This is a genomic window from Steroidobacter agaridevorans, assembly GCF_009932555.1.
GTDB lineage: Bacteria > Pseudomonadota > Gammaproteobacteria > Steroidobacterales > Steroidobacteraceae > Steroidobacter > Steroidobacter agaridevorans.
Map to the genome: position 1 here is coordinate 674,436 of NZ_BLJO01000001.1, position 16,923 is coordinate 691,358.

The window sequence follows — 16,923 nt, forward strand, 5'->3', positions numbered from 1 at the left end:
GAATCAACTCATCTCAACGTGGTACCGCTATCAATCCGGCTCGCGCACTCGCTGCGCCCGGGCGGGCGAGCTCATCGATAGCGATAGAACCGTACTTGCTGAATCTGGAATTGGCCGGGCGCCAGGCGCACGTGGCGCCCCTGATGGGTCTGGTCGCCATTCAGCAGGCGTCCAGAGATCCACCGTCCTTGCTGGTCGAACCTGCCCTCCCAGGCATGGTCGATGCCCGCCAGCGGCGGCCCTGTGCCGATGGGCTTGGCGGTGACGACGATTCCCTGCCCCGCGATCAAATAATCTTCGGGGCCGGTCTGAATGATCAGTCCGCCGTGGGTCGCAGTGCGCTGCTCCGCCTCCGGCGTCCACGGATCGATGAACGACACCGTGAAACTATAATTGCCGATGTCTTCGGTCACCGGCATGTCGATGACGGTTTCGTCTTCGAGAATGCGCGGCCTGAAACCGGACATGCGGTTCAGCCCCTGGGCGGAAAGAATTGCCGGGCTGAGTTGCCTCAGCACGGCATAGGCGTCAGCCAAGGGGTTGGGTTTGCGGTCCGCGATGGATTCGATGGAGAACGGCGAGAAGCCGATCGCGTCCAGCTTGCCGAACGCATAGAACGCGTTCGCCGGGACTTCGGGCTTGTCTGAATTGTTCGCCTCTGGAATGAACACCGCATTGTCGGCGCGACGGAAGCGCGCGGCCAGATCGACGAAGTTCGGAAAATAAATATCCGGCGCCAGCAGATCCAGCGACGGCGCGCCTGCTTTCCAGACATCCAGCAGATGCGGCAGCGGCCCACCGCTCGGATATTCGCCCGGCGCCTTGTTCATGCGATTGAGCGCCGCGTTTACATACATCGGCAGCGGATACGCGGCCTTGCCCGCAACCACCAGCGCTTCGACGAAACGTGAGTAATGCCACGCCGTGAACGCTTCTGCCGACGCATCGCCTTCACCGAACACTTCGGTCCACGTACCTTCGCTCTTACCGCCCTGCTCGGCCCACAGCTTGTGCAGCCCGGTTTGATGGACGCGCGAAGCATCGAGATGACGCATCAATTCGGCCGGCACGCGATCGGCAAACAGACGATTCGCCTCAGCGCCGTACTCACGCGCCACCGGCAACATGCCGATCTCGTTCTCCACTTGCACCATCACGACGGTGCTCTGTTTCGCGTCGACCGCTTTGATGTGGCTCAGCAAAGCAGCGAAGGCACGCGCATCGGCGTCACGGGTCGCGGTCGAAAATGCAGAAAGGATTTCGGTGCTTTGACCGTTCGGCAATTGCACGCGGGGGAATCGCGCCTGATCGCGCTTCACCCACGACGGCACATACGTGGACATGCTGTTCTTCCACGCGCCGAACCAAAGCAGCACGAGCTTCATGTCATGAGCGCGCGCGTCCTTGAGCAGTTGATCGAACGAGCGCCAGTCGAACTGGCCTTCGACCGGCTCGACCAGTTCCCACGACACCGGCGCGAGCACGGTGTTCAGGTTCATTTGTTTGAGCTTGGGCCAGTACGGCGCCATGTACGCGGCGCTGGAAGCGCTGGAATTGCCGAGCTCGCCGCCGAGCAGCAGCAGCGGCTCGTCGTTGACGATCAGGCGCATCGTGCTGCCCTGTCGTTCCAGACGCGGAGTGGCGGCTTGTGCTGTGACGAAGGTAAACGCAGCGAGAAGGGTCATGACGAACGCCATGACACGGCTACTCCGCCGCTTTGGAGAGCCTCCTGATAGCGCTAACAGCCGCGGCTGAAAAAAAACGCGCCGCGCGCGCTGGACACTCACCATCTACTCTCTCGACGACTCGACCGAAGACAGATTTTGTATGAGTTTAGTATTCAACGGTCGAGCGCGGCTTGTCAAACTGGCGCCTCCGCAAAGCTGCATTGGCGCCGTCCAATTTCGCGATTCTTAAGACTTTTTACGCCTTCACGCCGAACCTCACGGCGTTGCGCGCTCGCGCCCGCTCGGCTTCGACTTCTCGATTCTTGGGCTCGGCGTTGGTGGACATCGAGCTGATCAAGGTACGCGCGGCGGCGGCCACCTCCTCCACCGCGCGCTCGAAGGCCGCTTCATTGGCCTTCGAGGGAATCGTGAACCCGCTGAGCTTGCGAACGAACTGCAGCGACGCGTCGTGAATCTCCGTGTCCGTCGCCGGCGGCTCGAAATTGAACAATGTCTTGATGTTCCGACACATGACTCACTCCGTCAGCACGCCGCGGGCCCGGCTCACAAACTGAACAGCATCTCGAAACCGCCGAAAATCATGCGCTTTCCGTCGATGGGCATCTCATTGAACATCGCCTTCATGCGCTCATCTGCCATCACTTTCGCATTGATCGCGTCGCGCTGCTGGCGCGATTCATAAGTGATCCAGGCGAAGATGACGACCTCATCCGGCTTGACCTGCACGGCGCGGGGAAACGAGGTGAGCTCGCCATAAGGAACATCGTCGGCGGCGCATTCGACGTAACTCAGTGCGCCATGACTCTTCCACACCTCGCCGCAGATGCGCGCCTTTTCCTTGTAGACCTGCAACTTGTCCTTGGGCACGGGCACGACGAAACCATCTACATAGGCCATTTGCGCTCTCCTGTTGCGTGAATCTCGTCGCAAGGACGCACCTGCCCGACCGATTCCGACAACGGCTGCGAAAATTCGTTCTGCCGCACGCTTTTGTCGGCCAAAAGTCAACTGCCATGACGGCGCATAGACCACAAGGAGGCCGCGTGCGAGCCTGCGGCCCGGTTAAATAATACTGGCTAACAGTGCGGGAAACTCCATGAAAAACGTGTGCGCATTGCTGCTGCTCACCTGTGCCGGCACGTCGCTGGCGCTGGCCCAGGGCATCGAAGGCGAAAAGTGGAAGGTCACCAACACCATGCAGATGGGCGGCATGTCCATGCCCGGCCAGACCTCGGAGATCTGCAAGCAGCCCGACGCGGATGCCGAGCAGCCGCCGATCCGGACCGACGACAACTGCCAGATCTACGACATGAAACGCAGTGGCAATGTGCAGAGCTTCAAAATGCGTTGCGACGGCGAGGACAAGGTCGAAGGCTCGGCGCAGCTCACCTACATCAGCGCCGACCACTACAAGGGCCGGATGGAAATGACCACCGGCGGCGAGACCATGGTCATGAACTACGAAGGCAAGAAGCTGGGCCAGTGCGACGGCACCGAAGCGAACTTCGTGGCCAAGAAAATCCTGGCGGATGCCGAGCGCCAGCAGAAGCTCGCCGAACAACAGATGATCCAGCGCTGCCACGATTTGGCCGCCAAAGCGGAGGACCCGTTCTTCCTGATGCAGTGTAAGGACCCCGCGGATAAGCGCACCTATTGCGAAGCCGTGCGCAAGCCTGAGAACTTCCGTCGTCTCGCCCAGCAGGAGCGCCGGAACACTCGCAACGCATACGCCGCCAACAATCCGGGCGCCAAGCCGCTGACCGAGTCGGCCCGCATCTGCGGCTTCGGGCTCGAACAGGAACGCGAGGCGTTGTGTAAGGTCGCCGAGCAGAAGAACGATTTGAACTTCATCGCGACGGAGTGTCCGATTCAGGCCGCCGGCGTCGCCGCCGCCCAATGTGCCGGCCGCCGCTACACCGCCATTGCCGAGCGTTACCGCAGTTTCTGCTCCGAGTACGCGAGCAACCAGGACGAAGAGCAGCGCCAGCAGAGTGCCGGGGCTGCATCGACGTACGACGGCAGCACTGGACAGGATCAGCCGCAAGACGCGCAGCAGGAGCAGCCTCAGACCACCGGCGACAAGGCCAAGGGTCTGTTCAACAAGGGCAAGAAGGCGCTGGGTGGTCTGTTCTCGAACTAATCGTCACATCGCGCGCCGATCGTGGAGGCAGGCCGCTGCCTCCACGATCGGCGCGTTGCTGTTGACGCTCATCTCGCCTCTGCACGCGGAGGCGCCGGATCCTTATCCTTCGGCGGCTCGCAGCTACCTGGTCGTTCTCGACGATCAGCTGCTGTGGCAACGAGCGCCGACGCTTCGTCTCCAGCCCGCCTCGCTCGCAAAGTTACTTACAGCGCTCGTCGCCCTAGACTCCAACTGGAACGCTGAGCGCTGGCTAACCGTCAGCAAGTATGCCGCGAGCGTTCCCCCTTCTCGCCTTGGGCTGAAAGCCGGCGAAGAAATTACGGCCGGCTCGGCGCTGGCCGCGATGCTGATCCGCTCCGCTAACGATGCGTGCCGTGCACTCGTCGAAAGTGTCACGCCCGACCTCACAGAATTCAGAGCACGCATGAACGCGCGCGCCGTGCGACTCGGCATGCGCGAATCGAACTTCGTCGATCCCTGTGGTTTCGATGCCGCCGGCCAATACACGACCGCCACGGATTTGCTGAAGCTCGCGCAGGCAGCTCGAACGGTGCCTCTCATCTCGCACCTCGCAGCTCTTCCCGAAGCGCAGCTCACCACGCGCGCCGGACGCACGATCAAATTCATGAGCACCAACGCGCTGCTCGGACGGCTGGCCGGCACGGAAGGATTGAAAACCGGCAACACCTCGCAGGCCGGGCAATGTTTGATCGCGTACGTACGGCGGCAGAATCATGACGTCTGGCTCATCATGCTGGGCGGCACCGAACGCTGGTGGCTGGCGCATGGAATGATCGAAGATGCGTTCGGCTCCATCCTTGCAAACTGAAACCTCCGCAGCAGGAGTTTCCTGGACGACGGCGTTGCTACCGGCGCTGCCAGCCTTCGCCGTGATTGTGCTCTGGTGGCCTTCGCTCTGCGCCAGCTTCCAATTCGACGATTGGAACGTCATCGTCAACGAGCCCCGCGTCCATTCGCTTGCCGCGTGGTGGCACTCGATGCCGGGAATTCGCCCGTTGCTGAAGCTCAGCTACGCATTGAATTTTTCGCTCGATCCCAGTCCGACCGGCTTTCGTGTTGTAAACATCCTCATTCATGCGCTGAACGCGACGCTCGTAGGGTTGCTGCTTCGGACACGCGCGCTTCGTGCCGGGCTGTCTGAAGTGAAAGCCTCCCACGCGGCTTTGTTCACAGCGCTGCTGTTCGCGCTTCATCCGGTGCAAACCGAAGCCGTCACCTACATCTCCGGCCGCTCCAGCTCGCTCGCGGCGTGCTTCTGTTTGTTGAGCCTCTATTGCTGGGTTCGCAGCGAAGCCAGCGAGCGAAGCGCCGCGTGGCTGCTGGCGTGCTGCGTTTGTTTTGGATTGGCCGTCGCGACCAAAGAGACAGCCTTGATACTGCCGCTCGCGCTGCTGCTCTACTCCACCGATCGTCCGTTGTCGCAAACGTTGCAGCGACTGACGCCATTGTTCCTGCTCATGGCGCTGATGCTGGCGGTCGCGCTCAGCCTGCCGACCTACCGGCGCTTGCTCGCAGTGAGTCTCGACACGCGCACCATCGGCGAGAATCTGCTGACACAATCGCACGCAATCTTCTATCTGGCAGGCCAGTTGCTGCGCATCTCGAACGGCAACGCCGATCCGCAGCTGCCGGTGATCGATGCATTGAACTGGAACGCCGCGCTCTCCGCGTTCGCCTTAGCCAACACGCTGCTTTGGGCGCTGCTCAACATCCGACGCAGGCCGCTGGCTGCCTTCGCAGTGTTGTGGTTCATGCTATGGCTCGCGCCGACGAACTCACTGCTGCCCCGCCTCGACGTTGCCAACGATCGTCAGTTGTATCTGGCACTGATCGGTCCCGCCTGGTGGCTGGCGGTGCATCTCGTCACTTGGCACCCCACTCGAGCCGCGCTGCGCCCAGTTGCTGGTGCTTTGATTCTGGTCGCGCTGAGCTGGGCTACGTATCAACGCAACCTCGTGTACGAGACCGAAGTCGCCTTCTGGGAAGACACCGCCGCTCGCAATCCCGAAAATTCCCGAGCCGCGAACAATCTTGGGATGGCCTACGCCATCGAGTGCCGGCTCGGGGACGCGGAGACCGCATTCAAGCGCGCCATCGCATTGAGCGGCGACGACTATTACTCACGCATCAACCTGATCCTGCTGCGCAAGGGCCTGCTGCCCGGCGTGGATCCGAAGCGCTGCCGGCACGCGACCTACAACTGATCGAGCCTCGGAACATCCCGCCTCGTGCTGCGTCATTGCTCTGTCCACGAGCGCGCCGAGCAAGGTGTTGCAATGCCTCCGACCGTCGATCCCAACGAGATCGCACACACCGAAACGAATCGGGGACGCCTCGCCCACCGGCCGGTGGATATCACCTGGCGCGGCTGGTGGGATGTGATCTGGCGGGTCCAGACTCAGCTCGATGCCGACAACGTGTCCATCGTTGCCGGCGGGCTTGCCTTGTTCGCACTGCTGGCCGTGTTCCCGAGTCTCGCCGCCGCCGTCGCCATCTACGGCCTGGTGGCTTCGCCCGAAGCGATCGCCGCGCAGATTCAGGCATTCAGCGAGATGCTGCCGGCCGCGACCCTGCAGATTCTGCAGAGCCAGCTGCAAAACCTGGTCAACCAGAGGAATGAAACACTCAGCATCGGCGTCGTGATCGGCATCCTGGTCGCGATGTGGAGCGCGCGCAAGGGCATGGTGGCGTTGATCACCGCGGTGAACGTCGCATACAACGAGCACGATCGCCGCTCATTCCTGCAACGGATGTTGCTCTCGTTCACGTTCACGGTTTGCGGCGTCGTCGGCTTCGTGGTGATGGTGCTGATCGGTGTGGCGGTGCCCATCGTGCTCGCATTCATTCCATTGGGCACGGCCACGCAATGGGTATTGCTCATTATTCGATGGGCGCTGCTGTGGGTGATTGCGGTCTTCGCGCTCTCGGCCTTGTATCGATTCGCTCCGCATCGAACGCATCCGCGCTGGGAATGGGTCAACGCCGGCTCCGTCATCGCCGCGACGTTGTGGCTGCTGGGCGGCGTGCTGTTCGCGATCTATGTGCGTAACTTCAATTCGTTCGGCGAAGCGTATGGTGCGATCGGCGGCGTAGTCGTGATGTTGATGTGGTTCTATGTGTCCGCCTACGTCGTGATCCTTGGCGCGGAGATCAACTCCGAGCTCGAGCGACAGACACTGAATGACACGACGATCGGACCGGTAAAGCCGCTCGGCGAGCGCGGCGCGTTCTCGGCGGACACGGTCGGCCCGCGGGGTTGGCACTGGAAACGGGCGGCTAAACACTGAGGGTCGGCCGCGTTCACAACCGCGGGCACGCGCTGACCACCAGCGCTGGCAGAACCAGCAACACCAAGGCGATCAGTGCAATCCCGCCGCTCGCCAAAGTCACGAAACCGATGAAACGCGAATGCTCGTCGATCGCTGCGTCTCGCTGTAAACGATAACCGCGACGTACGACCGCCACGGTGGCCGCGCCGGCGATCAGCGACGCGAGCAGCGTCATCAGCGTGACGATGGGCACACCGAACCAGCTCACATCGGCAAAGCCCCGCGCACACGCAACCGCCGCGAATACATACACGAAGGCGAAATCCGCCATCCAGACGAGCAGCCCGCCCAGAATCAAAAACGTGGTTCTCGTGAAGGGATGTCGCATGATCACCCCAGCCGAGGCGAATGCATCACGACCAGCGCGACGACTCCCTGCGCCGCGCAGTAGTAGCTCATGATGCGGGTGTTATCGAAAACATTCCGACGCACCGAGTCGATCATGCCGAGCGACAGTCGCGCCACGGAGAAGCCGACCATCAACGTCAGCAACACGGCATGCAGCCCCTGCCAGGCCACCATCGTGTAAGCCGTCGATGCATAACCATGCAAGTGGGGGCGAAGATTCGTTCCCATCAACGCATGCAAGCTCGCTCCAAATGCGAGCCATATCGCCACCAGCGCAATCAACAGAGCGACGATCACGCCGCGACGCCGGCTCGCCCCCAGCGCCCGATTCGCCGCGAACAAGGCCCCGGCAACGACGAGCCAGGCAATGAGCGCCGCCACGGAGCTTCCCACCAGTGGCATATCCAGACTCTCCGGGGGAAAGCCGGACAACGTCACCGTCCATAGATAAAGAAACGAAAAGATCAAACACGCGAAGATGCTGCCATCCACGAGCATCAACACGACCACCGACCACCACGAATGCGAGCGGCTACCACTCATGTAATCCGGCAGACTGAGCCCGCCGCCGACATCGAACAGCTTTCCCGAGGGCGCGGGGTCGCTGTCCCACAACCACATGAGAATGCTGCCCAGTGCGACCAGCGCTCCGGCAATCGCGACGATCATCCACTTGACCGTGAGCGCGAGAAAGAAGACCGCCGTGCCGACGCCAGCCAGCATCGGCAACCAGCTCGATCCCGGCAGACGCAATAGATACTCGGGTCGCGCATCGACGGGACTGGTGACAATGCTCTCTCGACCGCCCGTCATCGTGCCGGGCAGATAGTGCTGACCTGCGTCCACTTCCTGTCGCAGCGCCGCTCGATTCCACAGCGGCTCGCGGCTGTCGATGAAAGGCACGCTGCGAATCGCATACTCATCCTGCGGCAGCCATTCGAGCGTGCCCGCGTTCCAGGGATTGGTATCCACTTTCCCAGCGGGCCGGAAGTGCAACATCAGATCCAGCAACACGATGCCGATACCTGCCGCAAACAAGAATGCTCCGATCGTCGAGAGCAAGTTGTAAGGCTCCAGGCCATAACCCTCCGCGTACGTCCAGACGCGGCGTGGCATGCCCAGCAGCCCGGCAATATGCATGGGGAAGAAAGCCAGGTTCACGCCAATGAACATGATGGCGCAGGCCCACTTCCCCATGCGCTCCGACAGGTGCCGGCCACTGATCATCGGCGCCCAGTAATAGATGCCCGCGAACACAGGAAACAACATGCCGCCGATCAGCACGTAGTGCAGGTGAGCCACGACGAAATATGTATCGTGCGCCTGCCAGTCGTAAGGCACGACCGCGAGCATGACGCCAGTCAATCCACCCAGCACGAATACACCGAAGAAGCCGAGCAGGAAGTAAGTCGGCGTCGCGCGCTGCACGTTGCCTCGCCACAGCGTGGCGATCCACGAAAACACTTGCAGCCCGGCCGGAATCGCCACCGCCATGCTCGCCGCGGAGAAGAAGCTGAGCGACAGGTGCGGCATGCCGGTCGCAAACATGTGATGCACCCACAATGCAAAGGAGATGGTCCCCGTCGCCAGCATCGCGACCACGATCCAGCGATATCCGATCAACGGCGCCTGCGCCATGGTCGCGACCATCATCGACACCAGGCCCGCCGCCGGCAGGAAAATGATGTAGACATCCGGATGTCCGAACAGCCAGAACAGATGCTGCCAGAGCAACGGATCGCCGCCCCGCTCGGCCAGGAAGAACGGCCAGTGGAACGCGCGCTCGAGCTCGAGCAGCGCCGTCGCGAGAATCACTGGCGGAAAGCCGAAGATGATCATCGCGCCGACGATGAGCATCGCCCACAGATAGATGGGCATCTTGTCGAGCGTCATGCCCGGCGGCCGCGTTCGCAAGATGCCCACGACGATCTCGATCGCGCCGGCGATGGCCGAGATCTCGATGAACCCGATGCCGAGCAGCCAGAAGTCCGTGCGCAGCCCGGGCGAGAACTCGTAGCTGGTGAGCGGCGGATACATGAACCAGCCGCCGTCGGGGGCAAGGTCGAAGAAGATGGTGGTGAAGAACACCAGCCCGCCGACGAAATACGCCCAGAACGCATAGGCCGACAGCCGAGGGAACGGCAGGTCTCGCGCTCCCTGCATCGCCGGCAACAACAGAATGCCGATCGCCTCGACCACCGGCACGGCGAACAGAAACATCATCACCGAGCCGTGCATCGTGAACAGCTGGTTGTACAGATCGGCATCGACCAGGTTGTTTCCCGGCACCGCCAGCTGAGTGCGCATGATCAGCGCCAGAATGCCACCGAGCACCAGAAACAACAGCGCCGCGCCGATGTACCAGAGACCGATCGCTGTGTTGTTGACTTGCGTCAGTACGCGCCAGCCTTTCGGCCGTTCCCAGACAGCGCGCAATCGGTCGAACTCACCAGCGGGACGCGGCAGCGAGTTCGGCAGCTCAGGCGATGCGCCCGAGCTCACTGCAGACTCCCCAACCACGCCGACAGCGCGCGCAGTTCAACACCCGAGTACGCAAGCGACGACGGCATCTTGTTCCCCGGCTTCACATCCTGGGCGCCGGCAATCCAGCCCGCCATAGTGCCGATGTGATTATTGAGCGTGCCGGCGGCAAGCGACTTTCGGCCACCGACGTGCGTCAGATCCGGGCCCGACGTGCCATCCGCGGGCGTCCCTCTGATCGTGTGACAGCTATGACACTCGCCACGAAAGAAGGCGTCGTAGCCGATTTTCAAAAAGGGATCGACAGGCTCTACAACGGACGTTTGTTGACGCGCCAGCCAAGCATCGAAGTCATCCCCGTTCTGCGTAACGACGAACAGCGCCATCAACGCATGCTGCCCGCCGCAATACTCGGCGCATAGCGCACGAAATGTTCCTTCCTCGCTCGTCTGCAGACGCAAGTGAGTCGTTCGTCCAGGAATCATGTCCACCTTGCCCGCCAGCGACGGCGCCCAAAAGCTGTGAATCACATCGGTCGTCGAGAGCACCAGTTCCACCGCCTGGTGGGTCGGCATGCGGATCTCGTTCGCTAGCACGACCGGCTCGCTCTGCCCCGCCCGCTCGTAACGAACTTCCCACCACCATTGCTTGCCGACCACGTGAATCCTGAGAACATCGTCGACCGTTGTCCGCGCACGCGCATCGCCGAGGCCAAAACAATCCAGAAACAGTTGCAGAGCGCTGCTCGATCCGATCGCGTTCAAGCCATTGCCGACGGCCAGCGAATACATCAACAGCACAGTCAGCGTGAACGCAGGAAACGCGAGACCGCCGCCGAGAATCCAGTAGCGCGCGTTGACCGGCCTTCCTTTTGTAAGGACTGCATAGATGACGAGCGCCATCACGACCAGGAAAATCAGACCGCTGCCGACATACAACGCCGTGCCGAGCTGATCGATCAACTCGGCGCCGCTGCCCGACGCGGGATCCAAAGCCGACGCAGGATGAGGCGGCCGCATGATCAGTCGGACTCATATAAATAGGCGGCCATGTCACGAGCGTCCTGCTCCGACATCGAGATGGCGGGCATCGCGGTCTGCGGCGCCATCGCCGGGGCATCGACGATCCAGCGCACCAGCATGTCCGGCTCGTTTGGGAATTTTCCCGCGACATAGGAGCGACGTGAGTAATGATCCAGCGCCGGCCCGACCTTCCCAACGGCGTCCGCGACACCCGGAATCACATGGCACACACCGCACTCATAGCGCGCCAACGCTTCACGACCCCGATCCGCGTCGCCATCGACCACTCTCGGCACATAGTCACGCTCGGGAGCACAAGCAAACAGCAGCGGCAGCAAAATGAACAGCGAGAGTTGGCGCATCATCTCACTACTCTTCCGTCATCAGATAACGCGCCATCTGGCGAGCGTGCGGCTCGATCACATCGAGATCCGGCATCATAGTGTGCGGACTGAAGTCCTGTGGCGCAACGATCCAACGCACCAAGTTCTCGCGTGTGTTGGGCAGAACGCCCGCGATGTACTTGCGCTCGCGCCAGCCTTTCAACGACGGCCCGACGTGCGTCTTCGGCCCGACCATGCCACCGATGATGTGACAGTTGTCGCACGCGTACTGCCGAAACATGATCTGCGTTCGCTCTCGTGTGTAAGCAGCAGCAGCGGTCGGCGCGGGACATGTTTCATCGGCACTCGATTCATCCAACTCACGATGCTGGGCCACCGTCATGAACGGCATGGCCTTCAAGTACGCCACCGTCGACCACAATCCTTCGCTCGATATCCGGTATTCCCAAGCCGGCATGCCCGACATGCGCACGCCCTGCTGCGTGACATAAAAAAGATGCGCGGCGGGCCAGTCCCGAGCGGATTCCGACAAACTGCTCGGTGAAGGAAGTTGTCCGCGGCCGAGCGGGTCGCGAGCGACGCCGGGGGCGCCGTGACATTGCACGCAATACCTGCGGTAGCACGCATAACCTATATTCACATTGGCCACGCGCCCGAGATCGGGGACGACGATGTCTTCGGCATTGCTGGCCACGGAATAGCGCAAGCCCAGCTCCAGGATGCGATATGTAATACCGAAATGCTGCTTGGTGGCGGCGGTGCTGTAGGCCCCGGATAACAACAGCACTACGCCGGCGCCCGCGCCGACCAGAAGCAGTGCAACGGCGCCAATGCCTATAAACAAAGCCTTGTGACGATGCGCGATCTGGCCCTTCGGCACGGCAACTTCCCACGGATGGAGCTCGGCTTGGGCAGGGACGCCCTGATGCAGCGAGCACATGGATGTGCTGGAGCTGCCCAACCCCTAATCTGCCGTCGGCCGTCGGAGTTCCCCGACACGCGGGGAGTGTGTACAACCTGCTATGCTTGCCCCGCTTCGATAACGATGCATAAGAAGGAAAGCGGGTGAGCTCCTATCGTCGATTCGGCGTGGTGTCGCTGGGCGCCGCGCTGGCGCTGCTGGCCGACGCGAGCGGTGCCGGGGTCAACAGTTGGACCATCAAAGGCCCGCCCGGCGGGATTTTTCAGGGCGTGCGGGCGAGCTCGACCGACTCGGGCGTGTTCTACGCGATTTACAGCCGCAGCGTGCATCGCTCGACCGATGGCGGCGTCACCTGGACCACCCTGAAGAACTTCGCGAGCCAGGTGAACAGCGTCGCGGTCGATCCCACCGACGGCAACCGCCTGTACGTCACAGCATTGGATCACGGTCTGTTTCGTTCCGACGATCGCGGACAAAGTTTCGTTCAGGTCGCGCCGGCCGGCGCCGGCCTGTGGGGCGTCGGCACCAATGGCGCGACGGTCTATTACGCGATGAGCAATCGAGTCTATCGCAGCAACGATCGCGGCCAGACCTGGTCGGCGCCCAGCACCGCGCCGCAGACGCTGACGCGGATCCTCGTGGATCCGCAAAATAGCGATGTCGTCTACTCTTTCAGCGGCCCCATAGCGATCCGCAGCACGGACGGCGGCATCACCTGGTCGGACACGCGAGTCAATCCCGACACCGCCAGCCATACATGGTGCTATGACATTGCACAGCTGACGGCCACACAATTCATCGTGGCATGCAACGACGGCTTGTGGATCTCGAACGATCGCGGCGTCAGCTGGAACCAGAAGAGCGGCGGCTCGTTCGCTTCCGTCTCCGTTGATCCATCCACGCCCGGCCGTGCAATCGCCGCCACCAGGGGCATTGCTCCGCTGCAGGTGACAACGGACTACGGCGCGACCTGGTCGACATTCGGTGGGCTGCCGACGATCAGGTACGAAGGCGTGAGCTTCGATGCCGCCGTGCCGACACGCATCGTTGCGTTGGGACAGCAAGGCGCGCTCTATTCGAACAACGACGCGCAGAGCTGGACCGAAGCGGCACTCTCGCCGATCGCCTCCAACCCGACGCAGTTCGCCACGACGCTCGCCGCCAACTCCAGGATCTACACGTACACCACCGGTGGCGGCAGCGGATTGTTCGCCACCAGCGGCGACGCCGATTGGCAGCGCCTGAATCTGGCCGCCGCGCAAGCGCTGTACCCCGGCGCCGAATTCGGCCAGGCCAGCCTCGCTGTCAGGCCGGGCTCGCCGGACTCGATTTTCTTTGGCGCGTTCGGTCGAGGCGTATTCCGCTCGCTCGACGGCGGTGAGTCATGGATCGCGCCCAACCTGGACCTCAATGGCTTCTCGCCCCAGGCGTTCGCGTTCGATCCGCAGGATGCGAACACGATGTATGTGAACGTCTACGAGGTGACGTCGACGCCGGCAGCAGGCATTTATCGGAGCATCGACGGCGGTGCCACCTGGCTGCCCCACAGCAGCACTCTGCCTCCAACGCTGTTCGGCAGGGACATGCAGGTCGATCCCGCCGATCCGGAGCGAATGTTTCTAGCGGTCTACCAAGGTTTCTTTCCCGGCACGCCGGGAGGCTTGTATCGCTCGCTCGATCGCGGCCTGACCTGGGGCCAATGGTTCGTGGGCCAGGACGTGCACAAGATCGCCATCGATCCGTCGAACAGCTCGCGCGTCTACGTCGCGACCGAGAGCGGCCTGCAGGTCAGCGACGACGGCGGCGACTCGTTCATCGCGAACAATCAATTCGCCATCATCGCCAACGACGCGGCGAGCGCGGTGGTCGTCGATCCGGTCGTGCCGACGACGATTTACGCCGCGAGCCTCGATCCGGGTTATGCGTTCGGCATCCAGCGCTCGTCGTCGATCCTGCGCTCGGTGGACGCCGGTGCGACTTGGGAAGTGCTGCGCGCTGCATCGGATGACGGCGGTCCCTGGTACGTCGGTCAGCTCGTGCTCGACCCCGGTCATCCATCGTTGATTCACGCCGGCACCGGCGTGCGTGGCGCGGCGGCGTTCGAAGTGTCGCCGGATTTGCATGTGGAGATCGACGATCACAGCGGCACTCGTCCCAGAGGCTACGAATCCACGTTCAACATGCGAGCCGTGAACAAAGGCCCGTATCACGCAACGGCAGTGAAGCTCTCAGCCGTGTTGCCTGCGGAACTGACGAACGTGAGCATCACTACGGACCGCGGCACTTGCGCGACAACGAGCTGCACGATTCCGGTGCTGCGCGTCGGTGAAGCAGTGAACGCCGTCGTGAGATACACAACGCCCGCCTCCGCTCTTTTTATTCCCGTGACAGCGACCGTCGCCGCGCATGAGAACGACTCGGTCCCAGGCGACAACTCCGCGCAGGCATCAGCCGTCACGGGCGATCCCGGCGATCTCGGCATCGCCCTCACGCCTTCTGCCACCAGCGTCACGCAGGGAAGCGACGTCACTTACACCGTGACCGTAACAAATCGCGGCACCACGTCGGCGGGCGACGGCACCGTCGGATTTCAACTGGGCTCGAGCTTCACGCTCGGTTCCGTGCCTGACGGTTGCAGCTCGGCCACCGGCGGCGCCTCTTGCACCCTGGGCACGCTTGCGCCGGGCGCGATGCGAGCATTCTCCTTCAGGGCGGTGGCAACCAATGCAGGCTCGGTTGAAGCCACGGCCAACGTGGCCTTCGGCCCGACCATGGCCGATATCAATCCGGCCGACAACAAGGCGACCAGCTCCGTGACCGCAACGGTTCCTGCTCCCAGTGGCGGCGGCGGTGGCGGCGGTCGCGGTGGCGGGGGTGGCGGCGGCGCGATGGATATCCTGACGCTGCTTGGCGGGCTGTTGCTGCTGTTGGCCAACCGCCGGTCGAAGCCGTCGATATAACTCTCGCCGCGATCGCATCGAGCTGCCAGAATTCCCGGTCGTTCCGTTCCGGGAGTTAGCTCATGACCTTGCATCTCCGCCCGTTCGGCCGCACCGGCTGGAATCTCGCCGACATTGGTTTTGGCGCGTGGGCAATCGGCGGCTCCTGGGGCGATGTCGATGAAGCTCAGGCGCGCGACGCGCTGCGCGCGGCGCTGGAAGCGGGAACAAATTTCATCGACACCGCCGATGTGTACGGCGACGGTCGCTCCGAACGCATCATTCGCGATGTGTTGAAAGATTGGCAGGGCCCGCGCCCCATCGTCGCGACCAAGGCCGGTCGGCGTTTGTCGCCGCATGTCGCCGACGGCTACAACCGCAAGAACCTCGAAGCATTCATCGATCGCAGCCTGCAGAACCTCGGCGTCGAGACACTCGATCTCGTGCAACTGCATTGTCCGCCGACCGAGGTGTATTACCGCCCTGAAGTGTTCGAAGCGCTCGATGCGCTGGTCGCCGCCGGCAAGCTCCAGCACTACGGCGTGTCGGTGGAGAAAGTCGAGGAAGCACTCAAGGCCATCGAGTATCCCGGCGTCGAATCCGTGCAGATCATTTACAACATTTTCCGCCAACGACCGGCCGAGCTGTTGTTTCGCGAGGCCAAGGCTCGCAAGGTGGCGATCATTGCGCGCGTGCCGTTGGCCAGCGGGTTATTGACTGGCAAGTTGACGCGCAGTTCGCAGTTCGCGGCCGACGATCATCGGAATTTCAACCGTCACGGCGAAGCATTCGACGTGGGTGAGACGTTCGCGGGTGTGCCCTACGACGTTGCTCTGGAAGCCGTGGAAACGATTCGTCCGCTGGTGCCGCAGGGCGTATCGATGGCCGCCTTCGCCCTGCGCTGGATTCTCATGGAAGACGCTGTGTCGGTGGCGATTCCAGGTGCGAAATCGCCGGCCCAGGCGCTGGCGAACGCGGCCGCAAGCGAGCTTGCGTCATTGTCCCCAGGAACAATGCAAGCGATCCGCTCGATATACGAGCAGCAGATCGCCCGCCACGTTCACCATCGGTGGTGATCTCAAGCCGCCGCCACGACGCCTTTGGCTTTCGCGGTGTGAGTCGCGATCAGATCCATCAACGGCGGCGACAGACAGTCGTAGGGCGTCAAGCCCAACTCGCTCAGGCGCGAGCGGACCGCTCCCATGTTCTGCGGATTCGCGCCTGACTCGATGATGGACGACACGAACGCCGCGAACTCCGGCGCCGCCCAGCCCTGATCGCTCGACAGCTCGGTGTGCACGAAGTCGAAGCCATAGAACGGATGGTTCTTGTTTTCGATGCGGCCGTACATGTGCACGCCGCAGCCGGTGCACGCATAACGCTGGATCGCCGCCGACTCATCGACGATCTTCAGCTTCTGCGCGTTGGCCGTGACTTGCAGCTTGTCGCGCGGAATGACCGCGACCATCGAGAACAGCGAGCCTTCCGGCTTCCAGCACTTGGTGCAGCCGCAGACGTGATTGAAAGCGACGTCGCCCGCCAGCTGCACCGTCACCTGGTTGTCCTTGCACTTGCAGGTCAAGGTGCCGCCGGAGAAACCCGACTTGCCGGCCTTGACGCCGCCATCCACCGACGGATGAATTTTCAAAGCGCTCATGGTTGTTACCCTCAATCGTTGTTGATCGA

At 62.3% G+C, this 16,923-nt stretch carries 15 protein-coding genes; 6 read left to right on the top strand and 9 right to left on the bottom strand.

What is annotated here, in order from left to right; genetic code table 11:
* Positions 1 to 71: 71 nt before the first annotated feature.
* The 3 genes from GYH35_RS02900 to GYH35_RS02910 form a co-directional block, all read right to left on the bottom strand.
* Positions 72 to 1,685: a GH35 family beta-galactosidase gene (locus GYH35_RS02900; protein WP_202624043.1), complete on the bottom strand. Its 1,614-nt coding sequence runs from the start codon at positions 1,683 to 1,685 to the stop codon at positions 72 to 74.
* A gap of 238 nt (positions 1,686 to 1,923) precedes the next feature.
* Positions 1,924 to 2,199 carry a DUF2277 domain-containing protein gene (locus GYH35_RS02905; protein WP_161813668.1) on the bottom strand — a complete coding sequence of 92 codons (276 nt, stop codon included), beginning with the start codon at positions 2,197 to 2,199 and terminating at the stop codon, positions 1,924 to 1,926.
* A 32-nt stretch (positions 2,200 to 2,231) separates the two neighbouring features.
* On the bottom strand, positions 2,232 to 2,585 hold the full coding sequence (locus GYH35_RS02910) for a DUF1428 domain-containing protein (RefSeq protein ID WP_161813667.1): 354 nt from the start codon (positions 2,583 to 2,585) through the stop codon (positions 2,232 to 2,234).
* A gap of 199 nt (positions 2,586 to 2,784) precedes the next feature.
* Between GYH35_RS02910 and GYH35_RS02915 the strand changes: the two genes are divergently transcribed.
* From GYH35_RS02915 to GYH35_RS02930, 4 genes are all read left to right on the top strand, one after another.
* Complete coding sequence (locus GYH35_RS02915; RefSeq protein WP_161813666.1) at positions 2,785 to 3,828, top strand: DUF3617 domain-containing protein; 1,044 nt, start codon at positions 2,785 to 2,787, stop codon at positions 3,826 to 3,828.
* A gap of 55 nt (positions 3,829 to 3,883) precedes the next feature.
* Positions 3,884 to 4,660, top strand: a complete 777-nt coding sequence (locus GYH35_RS02920; protein WP_161827598.1) for a D-alanyl-D-alanine carboxypeptidase family protein — start codon at positions 3,884 to 3,886, stop codon at positions 4,658 to 4,660.
* Positions 4,632 to 6,056: a glycosyltransferase family 39 protein gene (locus tag GYH35_RS02925; RefSeq protein ID WP_161827599.1), complete on the top strand. Its 1,425-nt coding sequence runs from the start codon at positions 4,632 to 4,634 to the stop codon at positions 6,054 to 6,056. The genes GYH35_RS02920 and GYH35_RS02925 overlap by 29 nt, the downstream gene beginning before the upstream one ends.
* 72 nt (positions 6,057 to 6,128) lie before the next feature.
* Positions 6,129 to 7,139 carry a YihY/virulence factor BrkB family protein gene (locus GYH35_RS02930; protein ID WP_161827600.1) on the top strand — a complete coding sequence of 337 codons (1,011 nt, stop codon included), beginning with the start codon at positions 6,129 to 6,131 and terminating at the stop codon, positions 7,137 to 7,139.
* Between the two features lie 13 nt (positions 7,140 to 7,152).
* Here the strand turns inward: GYH35_RS02930 and GYH35_RS02935 are convergent, their stop codons facing one another.
* The 5 genes from GYH35_RS02935 to GYH35_RS02955 are packed head-to-tail and all read right to left on the bottom strand — an operon-like array spanning position 7,153 to position 12,316.
* A complete protein-coding gene (locus GYH35_RS02935; RefSeq protein ID WP_161827601.1) occupies positions 7,153 to 7,509 on the bottom strand; it encodes a hypothetical protein in 357 nt (118 codons plus the stop codon).
* A 2-nt stretch (positions 7,510 to 7,511) separates the two neighbouring features.
* A complete protein-coding gene (gene ctaD / locus GYH35_RS02940; protein WP_161827602.1) occupies positions 7,512 to 10,031 on the bottom strand; it encodes a cytochrome c oxidase subunit I in 2,520 nt (839 codons plus the stop codon).
* Entirely contained in the window at positions 10,028 to 11,029 is a 1,002-nt protein-coding gene (locus GYH35_RS02945; protein ID WP_161827603.1) for a cytochrome c oxidase subunit II, read from the bottom strand. The genes ctaD and GYH35_RS02945 overlap by 4 nt, the downstream gene beginning before the upstream one ends.
* A gap of 2 nt (positions 11,030 to 11,031) precedes the next feature.
* On the bottom strand, positions 11,032 to 11,397 hold the full coding sequence (locus GYH35_RS02950; protein WP_202624044.1) for a c-type cytochrome: 366 nt from the start codon (positions 11,395 to 11,397) through the stop codon (positions 11,032 to 11,034).
* A gap of 4 nt (positions 11,398 to 11,401) precedes the next feature.
* A complete protein-coding gene (locus GYH35_RS02955; protein WP_161827604.1) occupies positions 11,402 to 12,316 on the bottom strand; it encodes a c-type cytochrome in 915 nt (304 codons plus the stop codon).
* A 125-nt stretch (positions 12,317 to 12,441) separates the two neighbouring features.
* On the opposite strand from GYH35_RS02955, the gene GYH35_RS02960 reads away from it, so the two are divergent.
* The gene (locus tag GYH35_RS02960) at positions 12,442 to 15,258 is read left to right on the top strand and encodes a CARDB domain-containing protein (RefSeq protein ID WP_161827605.1); all 2,817 of its coding nucleotides are present in this window, start codon (positions 12,442 to 12,444) and stop codon (positions 15,256 to 15,258) included.
* A gap of 62 nt (positions 15,259 to 15,320) precedes the next feature.
* The gene (locus GYH35_RS02965; protein ID WP_161827606.1) at positions 15,321 to 16,313 is read left to right on the top strand and encodes an aldo/keto reductase; all 993 of its coding nucleotides are present in this window, start codon (positions 15,321 to 15,323) and stop codon (positions 16,311 to 16,313) included.
* A gap of 2 nt (positions 16,314 to 16,315) precedes the next feature.
* On the opposite strand, the gene gfa is transcribed toward GYH35_RS02965, so the two are convergent.
* Positions 16,316 to 16,894 carry an S-(hydroxymethyl)glutathione synthase gene (gfa, locus tag GYH35_RS02970; RefSeq protein ID WP_161813656.1) on the bottom strand — a complete coding sequence of 193 codons (579 nt, stop codon included), beginning with the start codon at positions 16,892 to 16,894 and terminating at the stop codon, positions 16,316 to 16,318.
* Between the last annotated feature and the right edge of the window lie 29 nt (positions 16,895 to 16,923).

Bases quoted from the DNA above. Each gene is read 5' to 3' on its own strand.
- GYH35_RS02900 (WP_202624043.1), bottom strand. From the start codon at position 1,685: ATGACCCTTCTCGCTGCGTTTACCTTCGTCACAGCACAAGCCGCCACT.
- GYH35_RS02905 (WP_161813668.1), bottom strand. From the start codon at position 2,199: ATGTGTCGGAACATCAAGACATTGTTCAATTTCGAGCCGCCGGCGACG.
- GYH35_RS02910 (WP_161813667.1), bottom strand. From the start codon at position 2,585: ATGGCCTATGTAGATGGTTTCGTCGTGCCCGTGCCCAAGGACAAGTTG.
- GYH35_RS02915 (WP_161813666.1), top strand. From the start codon at position 2,785: ATGAAAAACGTGTGCGCATTGCTGCTGCTCACCTGTGCCGGCACGTCG.
- GYH35_RS02925 (WP_161827599.1), top strand. From the start codon at position 4,632: ATGCGTTCGGCTCCATCCTTGCAAACTGAAACCTCCGCAGCAGGAGTT.
- GYH35_RS02930 (WP_161827600.1), top strand. From the start codon at position 6,129: ATGCCTCCGACCGTCGATCCCAACGAGATCGCACACACCGAAACGAAT.
- GYH35_RS02935 (WP_161827601.1), bottom strand. From the start codon at position 7,509: ATGCGACATCCCTTCACGAGAACCACGTTTTTGATTCTGGGCGGGCTG.
- GYH35_RS02945 (WP_161827603.1), bottom strand. From the start codon at position 11,029: ATGCGGCCGCCTCATCCTGCGTCGGCTTTGGATCCCGCGTCGGGCAGC.
- GYH35_RS02950 (WP_202624044.1), bottom strand. From the start codon at position 11,397: ATGATGCGCCAACTCTCGCTGTTCATTTTGCTGCCGCTGCTGTTTGCT.
- GYH35_RS02955 (WP_161827604.1), bottom strand. From the start codon at position 12,316: ATGTGCTCGCTGCATCAGGGCGTCCCTGCCCAAGCCGAGCTCCATCCG.
- GYH35_RS02965 (WP_161827606.1), top strand. From the start codon at position 15,321: ATGACCTTGCATCTCCGCCCGTTCGGCCGCACCGGCTGGAATCTCGCC.
- gfa (WP_161813656.1), bottom strand. From the start codon at position 16,894: ATGAGCGCTTTGAAAATTCATCCGTCGGTGGATGGCGGCGTCAAGGCC.